Genomic DNA, 20,250 nt, shown 5'->3' with positions numbered 1-20,250 from the left:
TCTGGTCATATTAGATAAATTTGGTATAGAAGCTGTTTACCCTTTTGTGAGCTTCCGACTAGCTAGCTAATTAAACCGCTGGCTAGTCGGAAATACTCATTAAGGAAGTAAAGAACAATACAAAATGGGCAAAATAGCTTCATAAAATCAGAACTTACCCCCTTTCATTCACCCACGTCAACAAATCCTCATGAAAAAAACAATTTACGCACTAAGTCTATTGTTGAGTATGGCATCTATCAGTTTTGCTCAACAAAAACCTACTAAAGAAACCCCTGCCCAAGCCGTTGTTGAAGAAAAAAACAATAATAGCAGCCGTACACTCAACCCCGATTCGTTTGTTACTACTACCAACGAAGTAACCATTAAAGGCCAAAAAGTACCTTACAAAGCCGTTGCTGGTACTATTCCTGTTTGGAATGAAGATGCCAAAATCCAAGCAGCGTTGTTTTATACTTATTATGAAAGAACCGACGTAAAAGACAAATCGACACGTCCTTTGGTAATTTCTTTTAATGGTGGGCCAGGCTCGGCTTCGGTATGGATGCACATTGCCTACACAGGGCCAAGAATCTTGAAAATCGACGACGAAGGCTATCCCGTGCAGCCGTATGGTATCAAAGACAACCCTTATTCTATTTTGGATGTAGCTGATATTGTGTTTATCGATCCTGTCAATACTGGCTTTTCAAGAATTATCGACAAAGACGTACCTAAATCTACTTTTTTTGGTATCAATGCCGACATCAAATATTTGGCCGAATGGGTCGGTACATTCGTTAATCGTAACAACCGTTGGGCTTCTCCCAAGTTTTTGATTGGCGAAAGCTACGGAACAACTCGTGTATCGGGCTTGGCACAGGCTTTACAACAAAATCAATGGATGTACCTCAACGGTGTTATCTTGGTATCGCCTACCGACTTGGGGATCAAGCGTGAAGGCCCCGTTGAAATTAGCTTACGTTTGCCCTATTTTGCTGCTACAGCATGGCATCACAAGGTTTTAGAACCCAATTTACAAAACAAAACCTTAGAAGCGATGTTGCCAGAGGTTGAAAACTTTACCATCAACGAGTTGATTCCAGCCGTAACTCAGGGTGGTTTTTTACCTGAAGCCAAAAAGAAAGAGATAGCACAAAAAATGGCTCGCTATTCGGGTTTGCCTGAAAAGGTTATTTTACAAAATAATCTCAATGTATCCATTAATCTGTTTTGGAAAGAATTACTCCGTGACAAAGGCTATACTATTGGGCGTTTAGATTCAAGATACTTGGGTATTGACAGCCGTGAGGGTGGCGAGCAAGTAGATTACAATGCCGAACTAACGTCGTGGTTACATTCGTTTACTCCTCCTATCAATATGTATTTACGAGAAGAATTAAAATACAAAACTGACCTCAAATACAATATGTTTGGGCCTGTACACCCTTGGGACAGAAGCAACGATAATACAGGTTATGATTTGCGTGAGGCCATGGCTGCCAATCCATACCTGAAAGTACTGGTTCAGTCGGGGTATTATGATGGTGCTTGCGACTATTTCAACGCCAAATATTCGATGTGGCAAATGGATCCTAGTGGTAAATTCAAAGACCGTCTATTTTGGGAAGGTTATAAATCGGGCCACATGATGTATTTGAGAAGAGAAGACCTAGAAAAATCGAATGAAGACCTTCGTATTTTTATTAAAAAGAGTATTCCCAAGGCAGGAGACCCTGCCAAATACTAGGCCAATGCTATAATCTATTAGTCTTTTTTTCCTTCTTTACCCCAAAACCCCAATCATACAGTAATCAGCCTCTAAGATTGATTGCTGTATGATTTTTTGATTGAAGCTATTGAAGGAATACCCAAACTAGTTTATTCTCGTAATCTCACTGATTATCAATGGCTCAATCCCAAAATATTCAAAATTAAGTTTATTAACAGTACCAATGTTCGATTATCCATCAATAAAACACACCAAACCAGACAACTCAACAATAGGCTAGTTTGGTGTGTTTTTATATCACTGATAATGAAACCATTACTTATTCTAGGTGGGCTTCTAATGCTATGGCCAAATATACCAATGGGGCATTCCAGTTGATGGCTATTTCGTTAGAAGCATACGAACAATCATGGTCGGAAAAGGATTCGTCGGGAACAGAAGATGTATAAACACATTTGTCTTGTTGTCCGGGATTTGGCCCTCCCGACAATAAGCCAGGAATAGGCTCGGCAATACCATCGGCTATAGAAGGACGGTGATGTGGATGCAAAACTTGTTTTGTACCATAACCTGTCAGAAATGAATAACCTGTGCCATTTCGTCCTAAGAGGTAGTCGATATTGCCCAACGCAGCTTCCAAATAACGAGATTGCTTGGTTAACCAGTAGGCTTGTACCAACAATATACCCTGATTGGCTGCATGCGACGAACTTCCCCACATAAAATCTTTGGCAGTTTTGCCCATCACGGTATGATACAACTGCTCGCTTTGCTTATCGACCAACAGATTGGCTGTATTCAATAGCTGTTCTTTTAGCTTGAGTATTTTTTCTTTAGCAAAATCAGGCAGGTTAGCTTCGTTCCTAATTAAGGAATAATACCCCAATGGCATTACCTGATTCCATGTAGCAATAGGAATCGTAGCTACTTCTGGCCATTGAATAGCATCGAAATAAGTTTTTTGATGTGTAGTCACAAACAGCTCGGCCGATGCCCAGAACCACTCATCAACATTACTTTTGTCTTCGTACCCTCCTGTTGTGATAGCAGGTTTAAAATGCTGGTTATTATCGTTTTGTCTGTAATATACCGATGGATTTTTGATAGCCCAGTCCCATGCTTTCTGAGCGGCAATCAAACATGAGTCTGACAGTTGGGGTAATTCCCTTGCAAAAGGCTTGAGTACCCTTGAGGCTTGTGCCATTACTGCCGCAAAGTCAAGAGTAGCAATGGTATTTTTTTGTACAACATACCTTGTTTTGGTAGCTTTATGAGGCATAACCATCCCATCGAATGCGGCATTTGTCAGTTTATGATATACTCCACCATCGTTGGGGTCTTGCATGGTTTGCATCCATCTCAAATTCCAGAGGATTTCATCAATCAAGTCGGGTAATTGGTTGTTACTTTCAGGAATATTCAATTGTAGTTTGCCAGCTATAGCCTTAAAGTCCTCGTAACTCGACAAAAGCGTTGCCATCGTTATTCCCGAATTCACCACATATTTGTTGTAATCACCTGCATCGTACCAGCCTTTGGGCGACGATATTACCGTTCCTTCTGGTCTGTTTTCTGAAACTGCCGAAGCATGTACCAATACTTTGTTGTCGGGATGCCCCGCAGGTCTTGCCCATTTGCCTGCATATCGAGTGGGCAAATCAACCGTAGCTCGTTGGTAATAATAGCCTTTTATGGCAGCTTTGGCTACTTCATGGTGTATCTTGGGCTTGATACTAAAAGGATAAGAATTGCCTACATGAGGCACATATAGGTAATACGTTCCTTGTTGTTGGAATCCTGAAAAGTCTATAAGCTGTGAATATTTTTCAGAAAAAGGGCTTTTGATATTGCCTCCTAATTTTCCTGAAAATACTGTATCGAGGGTATTTTGGGCTATTAGATAAAAACTGGGGTGGTCTTTCCCTATCAAAATGGCATGCTTGACAGCCTTAGGATAAAAACCTACTTGATTGAGGCGAATTTGCTCGGAAGCATTTTGAGCGAATAAGCTAGCACTCGACCATACAATGCCAGCAAATATTCTACCCAATGACAGAAGGGTATTGTTCATAAAAATAATATAGTGTTTGAAATATAAAAATATAGCCTAATAAGTAGCTGATTTACTAATCAATAACAAAACATTAAGGATATAAATATAGGAGTGCTTGGAGGATTGAAAATTACAGATGTCAGATATTTGATTTCAGATTTATGAAACTTATTCATCTTTTGTACATAAAAAATAAAGCCTTTTTAATCCTAATTCCAAAAACATCTCTACTTTCGTACACTACTAATCTAACGGTAAGACAACCCATTTGCCTTTATTGTTATCAGGCTAATAACTTCGCCTAATAACAATAAAGGCTGTAAAATGGATTTGGAGAAGGCCTTTCCAGCTATAAAATACACTAACATACTATTTAAACAACTGAAATTCAAACAATTACAACAAACTAGCGTTTTGGACCAACTGAATCGTAAACGATAACTTTTTCCCAGAGATGAGAATAGTCTTCAACGAATTTTAAGTGGATAGGATGTTTTTGATAAATTTCTTCCTCTTCGATATTATCAAAAAACAGCATCCATGATACCGCGTATCCCTTTTCAATCACACTACGGTTGGTAGCGGCAGGTTTACCAATATGGGCCATTCTAATAGTTGGTACTTTTGCCAAGGCATTCAGCCCTTCTATAAGTTTGGCGGTATCGGCTTCATTACCAGGGTTTTTCAACCAAAAATACACATGGTGAATAAACAACTCTTTTTTAGGAGCAGCCTCTGCTGTTTGAGTTACGGCCGCAGTTCCTGCTGTAGCTAAAGCCACATTTTTTACAAATTGTCTTCGAGAAGAATTTTTCATGTTCTGATTTTTTTTTCTTAAAAATACAAAATATATCCTTGTCCATTATCCTGATTTTGAGGAAGTATACATACCCAAGAGTTCTCTGAAAGCTCTAGTTTACTACTTTATTTTACCTTATTATCCAACTAGCTCCCTCCTATTCAGCTATGATTTTTTGAACAAAAACTCCCTTTTCATAAAACAGTTTTAGGATATATACTCCTTGTTTGAGGCCATTGTGAAGAGTAATTTTGTTGTCGATTACCTTACCACTCACAAGGTGTATTCCCGATATATGAAGTATTTCAAATGAAGTTATCTTTCTATTCATACTCCTTATCTGAATCAGTTCTTTGAAAGGATTAGGATATACTTCTATCGTTTGGGTATCGTCTTGGTTTGTACTCAGTGCTATATTTTTGCCCGACTCTATCAAGACATATTGTACTGAAAGTGGAGGAAGGGCTATTTTCATTTGTTCAAAAACCAAGGCCGATTGAGCCTTAATATTGTCGAGTTGTTCTATTGGCCCTCCTATTTGCGTGGTACTTGGCCCTATACCGTTAATCAATACTTTTAGTGAAAAGTTACCGTTGTCGGTTCCGCCTGTGAGCGAATACTGATAAAAGCGTTTGATTCCTTGCCAATCAGGCACTTCTATTTTGGCTATTTCGGCTGTGCGGCTTTTGTTAACAACAACAAGTCCAATTTTTCCATCAGACAACCCCGAGGCATAACCCACAATTTGGTTGTTGCCAGTCTGAAAGGTATTGACCAGATGATTGCCCATAAATTTTTGAAGGTAATATTGATAATAAAAAGCAGGCCTAGGATTCCACTTTGCCAATTTACCGTCGGGGTCGTCGCCTCCGCTAAACATACCCATATCATCGCCTTTAGTACCCCAGCCATTGGCAATGTCCCAACGGGTAGCCATTGCATATTGGTTTTTCATCATTTCGCCCAACACCAACACCAAATGCATTCCATTGATATACGATGACGCTTGTTTTGAGCCTTCAGCAAAAATATTCCACTCTGTCATAGTGGTTGGCTTGGGGCTTGTATTCCAGCGTTTGGCTTCTATTAGGGCTTTTTCAGCATATTTACGAGTTTCGGCAAAAGGTGAATTTAAAATAGCTTCAAGAGTAGCGTTTTCTTGGTAATTGGTATAATAGGTATGATCGAGTAGCCAATCGGGGCTATTGCCTGCCCCCGACAACGCCCCTTCGTCATTTTGAATACCAATATATATTTCGGCCCCTACTTCTTTGGCTGCTTTTTTCATCGAATCTATAAATACTCGACAATGCCGACCGTACAGCTCAGGTGTTAGTATTTCGGGCTGTCCATCCTGATTTTGACTTTTGATAATCTGGTAGCTTCCCGACCACGTAGCTACGTTTTCGTTACCAATTTCCCAAAACTTAGTACGACCTTTATCGTACCTCACCCAATCAGCAGCCAAATGAGCCGCAGTTTGTACTGGATTTAAGCCTGTGCCATAACGGGCATAGCCATAGTTGACGGTAATGAGTCCTTCTGAACCTGTTTTTTGTAAAAAATCATAATAGTCGTCTACCCCAAATGTCCATGAGCCTTTTCCTGCACCCCAAAAGCCGTAGTCCAAACCTCCTGTGGGTTCTATCTTACCGTTTTTTATCATTTTGATGGGTAAATCTTTAGGTAAGTTTTTGTACCAACCTGCGGTTTTTCCATCAGGGTTTTTCAGGTTCCAGTCCCATTCTACATTCCAAAAAAACTCGTCGCTATGAAGCCCCCCTGGATAGCGGATCAAATTGGGCTGGAGCTTTTTGAGATACTCTATTAGTTTGGTTTCTTGGTTGAGTGTACCGCTGTACTGATTGGCGTTGGTACCATAAATATACTTTGATATAGTTGCGAGGGTATCTTTAATGGCTATTTTCAGGGTAACGCCTTCTTTACTGACAGGCATAGATACCTCCTCGAAAGGAGGTATTGCCATCACTTTAGGGGATTGATTCTGAACAAAGATACCTTGGGGTAATTGCGATAAACCGCCAAAACAATATAGCAACAACCCTACAACAAGCTTATATTTCATTGATAAACGCTATTTTCATTCGTAACAAAAATTTGATTATTGGCTTTTGGGGTTACTAAAAATCCCCCGTTTAAGAAATGGGGGATTTCAAAGATCATTTCTATGAAGAATAACTTTTGAGTAGCGTATTCTTTGAAAAACACACTTCTCCCAAAACTTCATACAAATTTGTTTTATTTTTAATGGATTGTATTCAGGGAAAATACCTAAAACCAAAACTCAGGGTAAACCCTGAGTTTTGAAGTTGGTAGCTTATTGAAAAAATGGAATATGAATGGTTACCGACGTACCCGAACGGCTATCGCTATGCAGATTGATAGCCCCCTGCATAAAACTTACTCGTGAACGAATATTGCTCCAACCACTGTTATGAGCCTCGATTTTGGTTTCATCAAAACCAATACCATCGTCTTCGACAGTAAGTGTTATTTGATTTTGGTCTTGAAAAATAATTTGTACTAAAACCTCTTGAGCTTGGGCGTATTTGAGGGCATTGGTCAGTAGCTCTTGAATAATGCGATAAATCATCAGATTTTTTTCGGAAGGAATGTCAAATGATTCTCCAAAATACTGAAAAATAATAACAGGTAAACCACTGTGTTGTTTGAGTACTAAATCTTGGATAGCACGCACCAATCCAAACTTTTCTAAGGTATTGGGTTGTAAATTGCCCGATATATTACGCACTTCCGAACATGCTTCGTCTATCATAAGCTGAATTTTATCGACATTCATGCTTTGGCTATCCATCAAGATTTTGACCCTCGACAAAAGTGTTCCTAGCCCGTCGTGGAGTTCTTGCGAAATCCGTAGACGCTCTAATTCCTGTCCATTGATAAGTGCGTGGAGGGTTTCGATATGAAGATTTTTAGATACCTCTTCTTCTTGCAGGCGGTTGAATCGTCGCCTTGCTAAGTAGGCATACGCCAAAATGCCGATAAGAGCCAAAGCCAACAAAATCGACAGAATATACAATTGTTGTCGTGAACGAAGCGTTTGTAATGCCGACTCGGCTAGTTTTTTTTCTAAAGCGATTTTATCAAGTTCAATTTTTTGTTTTTCTAGCAACTGGTATTCCCGAAACGACCTAATATCACTTTCTACCTTCGAGTTATAGATTAGCTCGGCCGTCACTTTTATCATATTGGTATATTCGTAGGCTTTTTTGTAGTCTTTTTTTAGCAGGTAATATCTGCTTAATTCTTCATAAACAGCACGTTTTAGCTGGTTGAGCGAATAGTTGGCTTCAGTGATACTGAGACAAGCCAATAAATTGCTCAATGAAAAATCAAATTGACCTAGTTCCAATGCCGCAATACCGATTTCGTAATGTGAGAAAGCTTCAAGCCAAGCAATTTTGAGCGTTTGACCTACTTGCAAGCTTTTTTTACCCATGAGTATCGACAAGGCATACTTTTTTTCATTTCTGTACAAATCGGCATAAGCAGCATCAATACGCCCCTGCATCAACAAATCGTTGATGTTTTGATTAAGGAAATTGGCTCTTTCCAACGACTGATATACTTTGGGCGTATTGTTGTCACGAATAGCCATATTGGCCAAGTTAATCAAATGCCCTATTTCGGCTTTAGTGTTTTTTGTTTTTTTGAAATAATTAACGGTTTTTTCTAAATATTCACGGGCATATTTATGAAAAAATGGTCGCTCCATAAAGTACGTACCCATTGCTCCAGTTACTTCGTAGTAATTGAGCGAATCGCCCATTACTCGAAAATAATCCATACTTTTACGATAACTCTCAACAGGCGATTCATCGGCGAGGTTCCACCTTTCTTGATTTTTGGCAAAAGCTAAATAGGTGAATGCCAAGCCTCTATAATCATTTTGTTGGGTATATTTCGTAATAAAATCTTGAATCTGAGCTTTTGTATAATTGGTATCTTGATTGGGGTAATTGCTGGTATCTTGGCCATACGCTGTAAATATACCGAGTAGGCAACACCATAAATAGAGTATTTTCATGATAATTTTGTCTTTTCCAAAGCAATGGTGAAGATAATGATAAAATCCACAATGATTAGAATATTACTAGTAGACGACCATAAGATTTTTACAGAAGGGCTTTCCTCTATTTTGGCAAGCGAACCTAATATTTCGGTTGAGGGCGAATGCCAGACAGCCCAGCAGGTAGTTGATTTTTTGAATAATAATGCGGTAGATGTGGTATTACTGGATATAAATCTTGGTAAAGATAGTGGTTTGGATATTTGTAAATATATCAGCGAACACTATTCTTCGACAAGGGTGATTGCGATTTCGATGTACAATGAGGAGAGTTTTATTACTAAAATGCTCAAAAATGGAGCATCTGGTTATATTTTAAAAAATACGGGGCGTGATGAACTCCTCAAAGCTATCAGGATTGTTCATGAAGGGCAAACCTATCAGAGTGCCGAGGTTATGGATATTATTGTAAAGGGGCTTAGTCGCCAAAAGCAACAAGAACACAATATTTATCAATTGAGGTTTACCAGAAGAGAAAAAGAGATTTTAGAGCTAATTGCCAAAGGCCACACTACCAAGGAAATTGCTAGTATTTTATTTATTAGTGAAAAAACAGTAGAAACTCATCGGAGCAATTTACTTGCTAAATTTGATGTAAAGAATGTTGTCGGAATGCTAAAAATGGCTATCGAATATGGTTACGTAAATTAGTGATTGTTTTGTTCTATTGGGCTTAAAAATTAGCTTTATATGCTTATTCCTGCTTTGCGGTTTTGTTTGCTCCAATAAAAATGAAATAAGGGTGGAAAAGCCGCTATTTTCTTTTTACGTAAATCCATCGTTGTAAGCCAATGTTCTACTTGATTTTGGTATACTTGAAAAGCCAAAGATGTGATTCTATTTCCTTCTTTTTGTTGTTGCAAAAACAAAAAATCATCATTGAGGGCTTGTTCATGGATTTCTTCACGAAGCTGATAAATAGCCATTTTCAGCAACCATGCGTCTTCTTCGGTAAGAATCCCCAAGAGAATTAAGCGGTGCAGTTTCTCGGCTTTCCACCATATACTTTTGTCGTATTGACGGCTTGGTGCCATAGGCAGGTGGGTCTTTTCATCAAAATAAATCGGCTTGTATATCGATAAGCATGGATTGGATGTACCTGTAATCCAAACGGATGACTGCTTTTGGGGTCGCAAATGAGCCACCATCGACCCCACCGTTTGATTGGGGCATAACAAGCCTCTGGCGTGCATACAAATATCTTTGGTAGTAGACAGATGAGGTACAAACGACGTATCGTCATGAAAATGGCTCGATAGAATTTCCCAAGCACTTTCTATCGAAAACTTTTCATAAGCCTGTCCAACATACTGGCTAGTTTGTTGGCGAATTTTACAGCTACTCGCCCAGGTCATCAACGAAGCAGAATATACTTTGGCAAAATTAAAGTTTTCACCCGCTTTTAGCCACGATTTTTTCCGAGCATAAGCAATAGCATTGGGCGAAATAGCCTCATATTCTTCACCAATAGTCAGACCGTTAGATATACTCCTAAATCCTTTTACACGTTCTATTACCCATTCTTTCCCCGCAGTTTCTAGTACAAAAGCGTGCTGGGTATCGGCAATTATAAAAGAATTATGGTAAAAAAAGTTTTTGTTTTCGTAGCCTCCACAAGCATCCTGCCCATAATCATGAAGTAATTGAAGGATCAAATCAAGGGCGTTTTCGGCCGAATTACATCTTTCCAAAGCCAAACGAAGCATATCCATGCCTGTAAGTCCCTGATTGGTTTTGGCAATGGGTACTTTAGTAAAAACAGCTTCATTCCCAATAGCCAATCCACACTCATTTACACCCATTTCGGCACCCCACATCCAAAAAGGCTTCGACAATACAACTTGGTAGGTTTCGGGTACTTGTGGAATAGCCATATACGTACAAGCTACTGTGGTATTGTTGGGGTATTGTTGTCGAGGCAAATAAACAACCGCCTGAGCCTCATTAGGTTCTCGGTCGGAATTTTTCCCAAAAATAGTATATCCCTGAGACGTAAACTGCGGCGGTACTACGAATGTATCACACATATTGATAATAAAGCATTTATTTTCTGCTGATTTAGCGATTTTTACTCAACACACTCCATTATTATCAAGCAAATTAGATTAATTTTGATGCCTATTCTGATTGATGCCGTTTTGGGAAGCTAAAAGCTTTACATTTGGCAGCCAGAAATCACCAAGCTTTAGTGGCTTACGTTTTATTTAAGATTATGATAGAAACAGATATTGCACATCAACAAGTACTAACGCTTTATTCAGAACGGCTTCGTTTGAGAGTATGTGGTATCTGTGTGCAAAACCAGAAAATTTTGATGATTAATCATGCTGGTGTAGTAAAAGATGCCAACTTTTGGTGTCCGCCTGGAGGGGGGCTTCAGTTTGGCGAATCTACGATTGAGGCACTCCAGCGTGAGTTTCAGGAAGAAACCCAAACAGAAGTGGCAGTGGGCAAAATGCTCTTTGTGAATGAGTTTTTGGAATTACCCCTTCATGCCATTGAGGTTTTTTTTGAGGTACAAATTACCGAAGGCAAAGCCCAAAAAGGTTTTGACCCCGAAATGAGCGACCAAATCATTCAGGAAGTCTGTTGGATGAGTTTTGAAGAAATAAAAGCCTTGCCTCCGCATGAGGTTCATCGTGTTTTTTCTTTGTGTAAATCATTGGATGAACTTTTGAAGTTACAAGGTTTTTTGTCAAAATAACCTATTCACAACAGTACCATTTTAATAATACTTTATTTTTATATGCACCAATACCTATAAGACAAGCCATTTGCTAATAAACTGATTATCAGCAAAAATTAATAATATTAGTTTGCAATTCATAGAATTCTTCACATAATTTGGAAGAGAATTGTATTTTTGCATCCCATTTTATTGAAATTTAATATTCAATTAATCAAATGGGCAACAAAGAGCTAGAGGTTTAGGTAATGCAATGACAATTTTATACTAATGATGGATTTTACCCTCTTCAACCCGATACGTCAATTGGAGGCAATTATATCAAATATTCAACCCAAAGGAAAGTATTTTTCACCCAGTTTTGATGTTGAAAAATTGGCTTTTTACCAGCTCTGTTTTGAGCTATCGCCAAAGCATTTTTGCTTTTGGGTAAAAGATACCACATGCCAACAAATTATTTGGGTAGAAGAATACGCCCTACCAATTCTGGACGACGAAGCCAGTATTGTCGATAATATCAGCTTAATTTATGGCTCGCACGAGTTTTTGAAGTCTATTAAATGGCATTCTATTCGGATTATTATTGATAGCCAGTATTTTACGCAAGTTCCATTAGCTTTTTTCCGAAAAGATTATCAGCATAGGTATTTGCAATTGGCCAAAGGTTCGGCTCTGACCAACCAAGAAGAAATCCTTTGTACTGTCGACGACAACCTCGACTTGGTGCATATTTATAGCGTAGAAAGTGAGTTGGTCAACTGGTTTTCTGAAACATACCCCTTGGTAGAGCTACAATTTGCTCATCTTACCGATATTTTGGTAGATTATGCTACCAGATCGACAAAAGCTAATAGCGGTTTGTTGTGTATTCAGGAAGATAGCTTTTTGTTGGTGGTAACTTCGGCTGGCAAACTCAAGCTTTGTAATAGGTTTACTTACAAAACCTATCAGGATATTTTGTTTTATGTAATGGTGGTTTGTCATGAATTGAACCTGAAAGCTGACGAAATTATGTTGCGTTTGTATGGACAAGTGGAGGAAAAAGGCGAACTTCAACAACTATTGGAAGAATACATCAAAAACGTTCATATTGGCGACCAACAAAATACTACGGTGGTGTTTGAAGGACTTTCTCCTAATAAATACATTGGTATGCTAAATCTATAGCTATAATAATAAGCTTTAGATAATAAACGCTTTAGGATTGGTTTTGACAGGTATTTTGAACCCTCCTTTTTTAATTTGCTAGTAATTGGCCAAGTAAGAAAAGCTTGAAGCTAATAATTAAAAATTCGATAATCTGCCTTATTTCTTATATTTTTTACCTCAAAAACAAATACTCAACTGATTATCAAAACATTAGCCACTTAACCACTAATATTCTCACTCACTTATACCAAACCCTCAAAATAACTTAACCGTGGATAAAAAAATTGCCTTTTTCCCAGGTTCTTTTGACCCATTTACCAAAGGACATGAAGACATTGTATTGCGAGCTTTGTCGTTATTTGATGAAATTATCATCGGGATAGGACATAATTCCAATAAAAATAGGTATTTTACTATCGAAAAAATGACTCAATGGATAGAACAAACTTTTGAGGGAATGCCCGTTAGGGTGGTAGCCTATAACGACCTAACAGCCAATGTGGCACAGGAAATGAATGCAAATTTCTTGTTGAGGGGTTTAAGAAATACAACAGATTTTGAATACGAAAACTCTATCTCGCAAGTAAATAGGCATTTGGTAAAAGGTTTGGAAACCGTTTTTTTGATTACTTCGCCACACTTAGCTCCTATTAGCTCAACGATTATCCGAGATTTGCATCGCTATGGTACCAATGTTGATGAATTCTTGCCTTATCAACTTGATTAATAAGCAGATAAGGGCTTCTATATTTTCTATCCTCTTAGTCGGCGAGTTGGTTTACTAAGAGGATATTAGCCATGATTTTCTCTATTATTTTCCTCAAATATTTACCAGTATCCTCCTTTTTTTATCAAAATACTCCCCAATTTCTTACTAACCTATAGGTATATTGCTATATAATCCCTACTTAACCCTATCAAAACTTCCATTTCTTTTGCCTACATTTGTTCACCATTTTTGTAAACTATTTAATACATGAAAGCAACTCTTCAAAAACTCCTTGCTACAAGTAGTGCTTGTATTCTTTTGAGCAATTGTACCCACAAAACGACTGTTCAGCCATCCTTTCAACAGCTAACGCACAATTCCGAAAAGATTGAAGGAAAAGCCAAATATCTAAACTCGCCCTTTGTAACGGCAGGCGATAGGCTTTATATGGTTGGTCACCAAAACGGGCAATTTCCCGATTTGGGCTGGCATGTTACAGGCGAAATGGGCGGTATTTGGGACCACCCCATCAAGCTTATGGATGGTTTTACGGCTAATATTGTTGTGAATCAAAAATCTATTTGTCTTTCAGAAGCACAAGGATTTACCAATTACCCATTCGCCAATAAGCATCTTTACCAAAACATTTCGGAAGGGCTAACCATCGAGCGGTTTCAGTTTGTCCCCGACAACAAAGAGGCTCTGGTAGTCGAATACACTTTTACCAATCAGTTAGCTAGTCCTCAAACCGTGCAATTTGAATTTACGGGGCATTCCGACTTACGCCCTGTTTGGCTTGGCGAACGCACCAATATGATCGATGGTGCCGATATAGCCACTTGGGACAACCCTCACAAATCGTGGATAGCCAAAGATAGCCTGAACAACTGGTTTGTGATGTTTGGGTCAGCTCAAAGCCCTAGCCAACACCACCAAAATAATGCCACTTGTCAATTTCAGTCCTTGGGCAAAGGTTGTCGAGCGTCGTTGGTTTATCAAATTACTATACCAGCCCATAGCAGCATGAGTTTGCCGTTTACAATTGCTGGCTCGTACCAGTCGAAAGAACAGGTACAAGGTACTTTTCGAGATGTCCAACAAAATAGCTTTGCCTATTTGTCGAATAAAAAAGCACGATACGAGCAAATTGCACAAACTACTTCCTTAAATATCCCTGACAAATCATTAGAACAAGCCTTTCGCTGGGTAAAATACAATACCGATTGGCTGGTAAGAAACGTTCCTGAAACTGGTCGTGGTTTATGTGCTGGTTTGCCCGACTACCCTTGGTGGTTTGGTGTCGACAGCGAATATACACTACAGGGCTTGGTTGCCACTGGCAATAAGCCACTGGTATACGATGCAATAGCATTAATCCATAAAATATCGGAAAAAGAAAATGGCAATGGCAGAATTGTACATGAGGTGTCGAGCAATGGAGCGGTATTTAATGCTGGAAATGTTAACGAAACACCTCAATTTGTCAGTATGATATGGGAAGTATATCAATGGACAGGCGACAAAGCTTTTCTACAAAAATACTTTCCTAGTATTCAAAAAGGGCTTCAATGGCTTCTAGACGAAAATGACAAAGATAAAAATCTATTGCCCGATGGCTTTGGCATGATGGAAATTCATGGTATGAATAGCGAAATGATTGACGTGGCAGTGTACTCGCAAAAAGCCTTTGCCGATGCTAGTTTAATGGCACAAGTATTGGGCAATACAGCACTAGCCAATACCTACAAATCGTATGCAGAAAAACTAAAACAAAAAATCAATACCGATTTTTGGGTTGCCGAAAGCCAATCTTTTGCTGATTTTATTGGTACAAAAACACAAGCCTTACATTTAATCGACGATGCTATCATTCGGGCAGATACTTTACAAAAACCTTGGGCAGTAGAAGAACTAAAAGCTACCAAAAATAAGGTAATGGCGTTGCCCGAAAATACCAAGCAAGGTTTTGTTTTACACCATAATTGGGTAGTGAATACCCCCATGGAAACAGGCGTTGCTGACCCCGAAAAAGCCCAAATTGCTCTTCGTACGGCCCATAAATTCACCAATCCATTTGGGGTATTTGTAACAGGTATCGACCGTGACGAGTCGGCAGGAAAAGATGAAAGTTCTTTTGCTCCTAATCGAAAAATATTTACTTATACAGGGGCCGTTATGACGCTTCCTACTGGAGTTGCTGCAATCGGCGAAAACAATTATGGGAATGCCAATGAAGCCTTGAATTACCTTAAACGCATGACCAAAACCTTTAGTTATGCCCTTCCTGGCTCTATTTACGAGGTTTCACCCGACTACGGGATGGTTACACAGGCGTGGAATTTGTATAGTTATGCAACGCCTATTGTAAAACAGTTTTTTGGAATTCGTCCAAATGCTGCACAGCAACAACTATTTATCAAACCCCAAATGCCCGACGAATGGAATACAGCACAATTAAACCATGTACCAATTGGTGATAATGAGATTAGTATAGATTTTGTCAAAACAACACAAGCTACCACATTGAAACTATCACAAATAAAAGCCGATTGGAAGATTCGTATTGCGTTTCCTGTTGGCAAATTTCAACACTGGGAAGTCAACAATACATTGGTTGTGCCTATCCATCAAGGAGACATGGATATAGTGGAAGTTACTGGAGAAAATATTACGTTAAAACTCTGGTAGTTATAAAAACAAACGTGAGTCATCCCGAATTTTAGAACTAGGGTTATTCTCCAACTGTGTATCAAAAAAGCGGTCGAAAAACGTTTTTCGACCGCTTTTTTGATATTATTTTTAGATACAAAATTTTACGGCTCTATTGCTGGAAGGTATACCTAAAAAATAATCACTCATTTAGGGATGACTCATCTTTTTTTTATACTATTTTTACACTTCCCAGAATTATTTCAAATGATTCAATGTATAACATACCAGCTTATTAATCAAAGACTTATCACCTTGCTGATTGGCAATATCCCCTAACCTCAATTCATATACGTATCCTGCTTTTAATTCCGCTAATTCTAGTGATACTTTTTTGCCATCTTCCGAAACCCGAATGTTGGTCACGGGTATATCTTTTATACCAAATTGCTTAGAACCGTAAGCTTGGTGATACTCATAATAGTATCTTCTAAATACATAATTTTTAAGGTCTTCGGCCATTTGTTTATTGATTGGCATTGAAAAAGTTAGGTCAAACCCTGTTTTGGTCAAATTCATTGCCATAATATCCAAATGCTGTTTGCCTTTCCAAGTAATTCGTTGAATACCCCTTGCCCCTACCCATCCGTGGTCATTTTGTCCTACCCAAAGGCTTCCATCTGGTGCAAAAGCAAGGCGGTTGTTGCCTATTCGTAATTTTGAACCCACTGCTAAAGGTATACACGCCCCTTGCAATGCTCCGCCGACTTCTTCCATCATAAGTCGAATAATGTATTTATGGTCCATGTCACCAATTAGCATTTGGCCATTGAACATTCCAAACTTTCCACCTGTATTATCCAACAATGGTTGAGTTGGCGAATTGGCAAAATAGCCATGTGGAAACTGCATAATTTCTTTAGTTCGCATACTATCTAGTTCTGCGACAGGCAATTTGATTGGCACTACCCTCGGAAAATCTTTTTTCCAAATAAGCCCCGCAGGGTGTCCATAAAATTTACCTTCCTCTACATGATACAACTTGCTAGTACCAAGCCAATCCCCTTGGTTGTCAGAAACCAATAAATGGCCTTGCTGGTCAAAACCTAGGCCATTGGGCGACCGAAAACCCACAGCATAAGGATGTAGCTTACCTTTTTTGTCTAATCGCATAATCCAGCCACGATATGGCACACAAGCGTACATACGCCCTGGCCGTGATAAAGAATCGTAAGTACCTCGAATTTCGTTACGAATACCTGCTCCATTAGAAGCCAAATTCAGTGCGATATATAAATTTCCTTGTTTGTCGGCCACAGGGCCAAAAGCAAATTCATGATAATTGCCCGAAAGGCCAAAATCATCGGTTACTTTTTGATATAAGTCGGCCTCACCATCGCCATCAGTATCTTTTACACGAGTTAGCTCGGGTCTTTGCATCACCAATAGTTCGTTGTTGCTTACTACCAAAACACCCAGTGGGTCGTGCAAGCCTTCGGCAAAACGCTTCCATACTTTGGTTTTGGGATGATAAATCATGATTTCGCCTCGGTGAAAACAAGCTACAAAGCGACCATCAGGTAAAAAACCAATAGCTCCAGTTTCGGCAACTAGTCCTTCGGGAAGCTCTATATTTTCGACATCATAATACATCGCTGCAGAGTCTTTTTGGATAAAAGCCTGAGCCCGATAACCACAAAAATTCAATAATAATATATAAGAAAGTAATAACCTTTTCATCTTTTTGGGATTAGTTTTCTCGTTGTATAACCAATTGAGCAGCATTCTGTTTTGCAGGAATTTTCCATACATTATTTGTTATTTTGCCTACTGCAACCTTATAGCGAATACCTTTTTGTGTAGGTAATAACAAATATAAATCGTGCTGATGAGGACTAAAAACAAACTGCCTTTTCAGTTGTAAGCTACTTTCGCTCCAATGTAAGGTTTCGGTTACATTGATTTGGTCGATACTATATTGAAAGCTCGGTAAACGCTTTTTGAGGCGATACCCCTTAAAATCTACTGCTGGTACTTTTTGAGCCGTTCCTATTCTAAAAGGAAAGCCATCGGTTTGTTTCCAGTACACATCCCCTACAATTTTAGAAAGTTTACTTCCATTGCCTTTCCATTGTTCTGCATTATCGACAAAACCTCCTGTCCAAGCATAACGCAAATAGCATTTGCCAGCATCAAAACAATACGATTCGGTGGCTGTAAGTGCCACTACAATAGCCGCAGGGCTTGCTTCGGGCATAAAAGTTCGGTAAAGGGCAGGGTATTCCAGAGGATAAGGATGTGGCGATGGCGTACCCATGGCATGCCCAGTATGATGATGCTGTGATGAAGTCCCTTGTCGTTGTCCTTCAGGAATATTAAGGTCTTTTTCTAAAGGTGGCCAACTTGGCTGCCCAACATACATAGCCCCATACATAACAAAGCCATGTCCCGGATAGGTACAAACATAAGGATAAATGCCAGCCTTTTCTACCAGAAATGTAAAGCTTTCGAGCTGTCCAGGTTCTACAATTTTGGTACTAGCAATTACTAATGGTGAATTAGGTACGTAGTTCATTTTTGCCCCTTTTTCTGCTAATTTCAGGGCTTCATCTACTACTTTTAAGCGAGCATTGGGCTTGGTTATGACCATATTATGAGCCATATCATCGTGATTATCTAAAACAATCGTGACACGAGTATTGGGCTTTACAGCAAATCTTGGCAAATTATACTGCAATCCACCTAGTACTTTTATGGTAATTGTGGTGTCGCTTTGGGCGTATACTATTGAAGAAAATAGCATTAAAAAAACAATACAACATTGACTACCAAGACGTAACCAATTGACAATCTTATGACGATTTGAATAAAATACTCGCTGCTTGGTTCTTAAAAACATATTTACAATAGGATTATTTAAACTTTCTAGTTTTTAGATGACTCAATATGATATAAGTATAAGACAGACCGCCTTATTTTTTACCGATCTTTATTGATAAAATCATTTAAGAATCTATTCTATAATCGTAAAAACAGCCAATCATATAATCATCACGTACTTTGACAAATATAAGTCCTGTTAAATGTTTAACTGTACTGCCTTATCAAAACAAGAATACTGGAGTCGAAATAATTAGAACTGATACAATTGCTGTTTTGGGGATTAGCTGGTCAATAGAAAAAGTAACAACCTCCAAATAAAAAAGTCACTTGAATACGAGCTATCGTACTCAAATGACTCACAATATAGCTTTGGGTATTGTACTAATCTACGCTTAACGCATATACAGCAAAAGATGCCAACCAATGTTCGCCCCCATAATTACCACTGGCAATCTGCGGCAAAGTTTTATTCAAAAGCGAAACAGCTTGCTTTTGTAACATCTTTTTTCGTGGGTCGGTATTAGGAAACTCCTTAGCAATACCTTTCATACACCATGCACGACTTAGTGAAAGCCCATCAAGATGTACAATAGAATAGTCATTTCTATCGCTCACAAATGGCGGTTGCATCAGATTTTTTAAGCCTTCGGGTGTAATAAATTGATTAAACCATTGTACAAATGTGGCCTTAGGCAAGATTCGACGCATAAGGTCGGCTATTTCTAAACTTGGAGATAAAAAATCTGTACCATCTGGTTCTAAATTGGCTGGGGTATTGGTATTTTTGAGATAATAATCTTTGCTTCTTTGAACCAACAAAGCCTCAAACTCTTTATTGCCTGTAGCTCTTGCCCAGTCAAGTGCAAAAACCATCCCAAATGCTGTATTAGGATGTACCCCTGTTCTATTTGGATAGGTTTGCTTGGGTAAATAGTCCTTCCAACGTTGTACAATTACCTTTGTAAGAGGTTGTAGTTGGGCATGCCAACGTTTGGCCAAAGGGTTATCCCATGTTTGTAGCTCTTCGTCGAGTTTGAGTAGCCAAGCCCAGCCATAAGTTCGTTCAAAACCCTTTGCTAGTTTGTAATTTGTAAAATAATCAGCCTCAGCCTGTAGATTTTCCGACTTAAAACTTTCGTCTAATACTTTCTTGATTTGCTCGGTATCGGGCATATTGGGATATAATTTCAACAAACGCACCAACATCCAATGGCCATGTACCGACGAATGCCAGTCTAAACAACCATAAAAAGAAGGATGTAATTGTTTGGGAGACAATACTACCTCTTCAGGTTTTTCTAAGGTATGATTAGGTTTGTTGGGGTATTCATTATTGATACAATGCAAAGGCATTTTAGCTAAAAAAGCAGCTCCTTCTGGGGTAAGGCTAATACTTTCGGCATTGGACGAAGTTTTTAAATACGTATTTTGAGCCATCGTCTCAAAACATAACATGGCAAATACACCTAATACAATTTTTTTCATTATAACAGTGGGTTG

14 protein-coding genes are annotated in these 20,250 nt (G+C 38.8%); 6 read left to right on the top strand and 8 right to left on the bottom strand.

What is annotated here, in order from left to right:
- The first annotated feature begins 190 nt into the window (after positions 1-190).
- Positions 191-1,729, top strand: coding sequence for a S10 family peptidase (locus FLEMA_RS0108545; RefSeq protein ID WP_026995108.1), 1,539 nt, complete (start codon positions 191-193; stop codon positions 1,727-1,729).
- 301 nt (positions 1,730-2,030) lie between these two features.
- Here FLEMA_RS0108545 and FLEMA_RS0108540 read toward each other — a convergent pair whose 3' ends face one another.
- The 4 genes from FLEMA_RS0108540 to FLEMA_RS0108520 form a co-directional block, all read right to left on the bottom strand.
- The gene (locus FLEMA_RS0108540; RefSeq protein WP_026995107.1) at positions 2,031-3,782 is read right to left on the bottom strand and encodes a glycoside hydrolase family 9 protein; all 1,752 of its coding nucleotides are present in this window, start codon (positions 3,780-3,782) and stop codon (positions 2,031-2,033) included.
- A 388-nt stretch (positions 3,783-4,170) separates the two neighbouring features.
- Positions 4,171-4,581, bottom strand: a complete 411-nt coding sequence (locus FLEMA_RS0108535; protein ID WP_026995106.1) for a Dabb family protein — start codon at positions 4,579-4,581, stop codon at positions 4,171-4,173.
- A 139-nt stretch (positions 4,582-4,720) separates the two neighbouring features.
- Positions 4,721-6,649, bottom strand: coding sequence for a T9SS type A sorting domain-containing protein (locus FLEMA_RS67990; RefSeq protein ID WP_052354032.1), 1,929 nt, complete (start codon positions 6,647-6,649; stop codon positions 4,721-4,723).
- A gap of 252 nt (positions 6,650-6,901) precedes the next feature.
- Positions 6,902-8,632 (bottom strand): sensor histidine kinase, encoded by a 1,731-nt coding sequence (locus tag FLEMA_RS0108520; RefSeq protein WP_026995105.1) that lies wholly within the window; start codon positions 8,630-8,632, stop codon positions 6,902-6,904.
- A gap of 51 nt (positions 8,633-8,683) precedes the next feature.
- Between FLEMA_RS0108520 and FLEMA_RS0108515 the strand changes: the two genes are divergently transcribed.
- Positions 8,684-9,325 (top strand): response regulator, encoded by a 642-nt coding sequence (locus FLEMA_RS0108515; protein WP_026995104.1) that lies wholly within the window; start codon positions 8,684-8,686, stop codon positions 9,323-9,325.
- 35 nt (positions 9,326-9,360) lie between these two features.
- Here the strand turns inward: FLEMA_RS0108515 and FLEMA_RS0108510 are convergent, their stop codons facing one another.
- A complete protein-coding gene (locus tag FLEMA_RS0108510; protein WP_026995103.1) occupies positions 9,361-10,701 on the bottom strand; it encodes a C69 family dipeptidase in 1,341 nt (446 codons plus the stop codon).
- Positions 10,702-10,886: 185 nt separating this feature from the next.
- Here FLEMA_RS0108510 and FLEMA_RS0108505 point away from each other — a divergent pair, with 185 nt between their 5' ends.
- From FLEMA_RS0108505 to FLEMA_RS0108490, 4 genes are all read left to right on the top strand, one after another.
- Positions 10,887-11,378 (top strand): NUDIX domain-containing protein, encoded by a 492-nt coding sequence (locus tag FLEMA_RS0108505; RefSeq protein ID WP_044174520.1) that lies wholly within the window; start codon positions 10,887-10,889, stop codon positions 11,376-11,378.
- Between the two features lie 252 nt (positions 11,379-11,630).
- Entirely contained in the window at positions 11,631-12,527 is an 897-nt protein-coding gene (locus FLEMA_RS0108500) for a DUF3822 family protein (RefSeq protein ID WP_081681282.1), read from the top strand.
- A 253-nt stretch (positions 12,528-12,780) separates the two neighbouring features.
- Positions 12,781-13,236, top strand: a complete 456-nt coding sequence (gene coaD, locus FLEMA_RS0108495) for a pantetheine-phosphate adenylyltransferase (RefSeq protein WP_026995100.1) — start codon at positions 12,781-12,783, stop codon at positions 13,234-13,236.
- A gap of 249 nt (positions 13,237-13,485) precedes the next feature.
- A complete protein-coding gene (locus FLEMA_RS0108490; RefSeq protein ID WP_026995099.1) occupies positions 13,486-15,906 on the top strand; it encodes an alpha-L-rhamnosidase-related protein in 2,421 nt (806 codons plus the stop codon).
- A 219-nt stretch (positions 15,907-16,125) separates the two neighbouring features.
- Here FLEMA_RS0108490 and FLEMA_RS0108485 read toward each other — a convergent pair whose 3' ends face one another.
- The 3 genes from FLEMA_RS0108485 to FLEMA_RS0108475 all read right to left on the bottom strand — a co-directional run bounded on the left by FLEMA_RS0108485 (position 16,126) and on the right by FLEMA_RS0108475 (position 20,235).
- The gene (locus FLEMA_RS0108485; protein ID WP_026995098.1) at positions 16,126-17,607 is read right to left on the bottom strand and encodes a DUF7133 domain-containing protein; all 1,482 of its coding nucleotides are present in this window, start codon (positions 17,605-17,607) and stop codon (positions 16,126-16,128) included.
- A gap of 10 nt (positions 17,608-17,617) precedes the next feature.
- Positions 17,618-18,766, bottom strand: a complete 1,149-nt coding sequence (locus FLEMA_RS0108480; RefSeq protein WP_081681281.1) for a plastocyanin/azurin family copper-binding protein — start codon at positions 18,764-18,766, stop codon at positions 17,618-17,620.
- Between the two features lie 365 nt (positions 18,767-19,131).
- A complete protein-coding gene (locus tag FLEMA_RS0108475) occupies positions 19,132-20,235 on the bottom strand; it encodes a DUF2891 domain-containing protein (protein ID WP_026995096.1) in 1,104 nt (367 codons plus the stop codon).
- Positions 20,236-20,250 lie beyond the last annotated feature (15 nt).

It is taken from the genome of Flectobacillus major DSM 103 (genome assembly GCF_000427405.1).
In the GTDB taxonomy this organism is placed as follows: domain Bacteria; phylum Bacteroidota; class Bacteroidia; order Cytophagales; family Spirosomataceae; genus Flectobacillus; species Flectobacillus major.
This window is presented reverse-complemented; position numbering and strand designations above follow the sequence as displayed.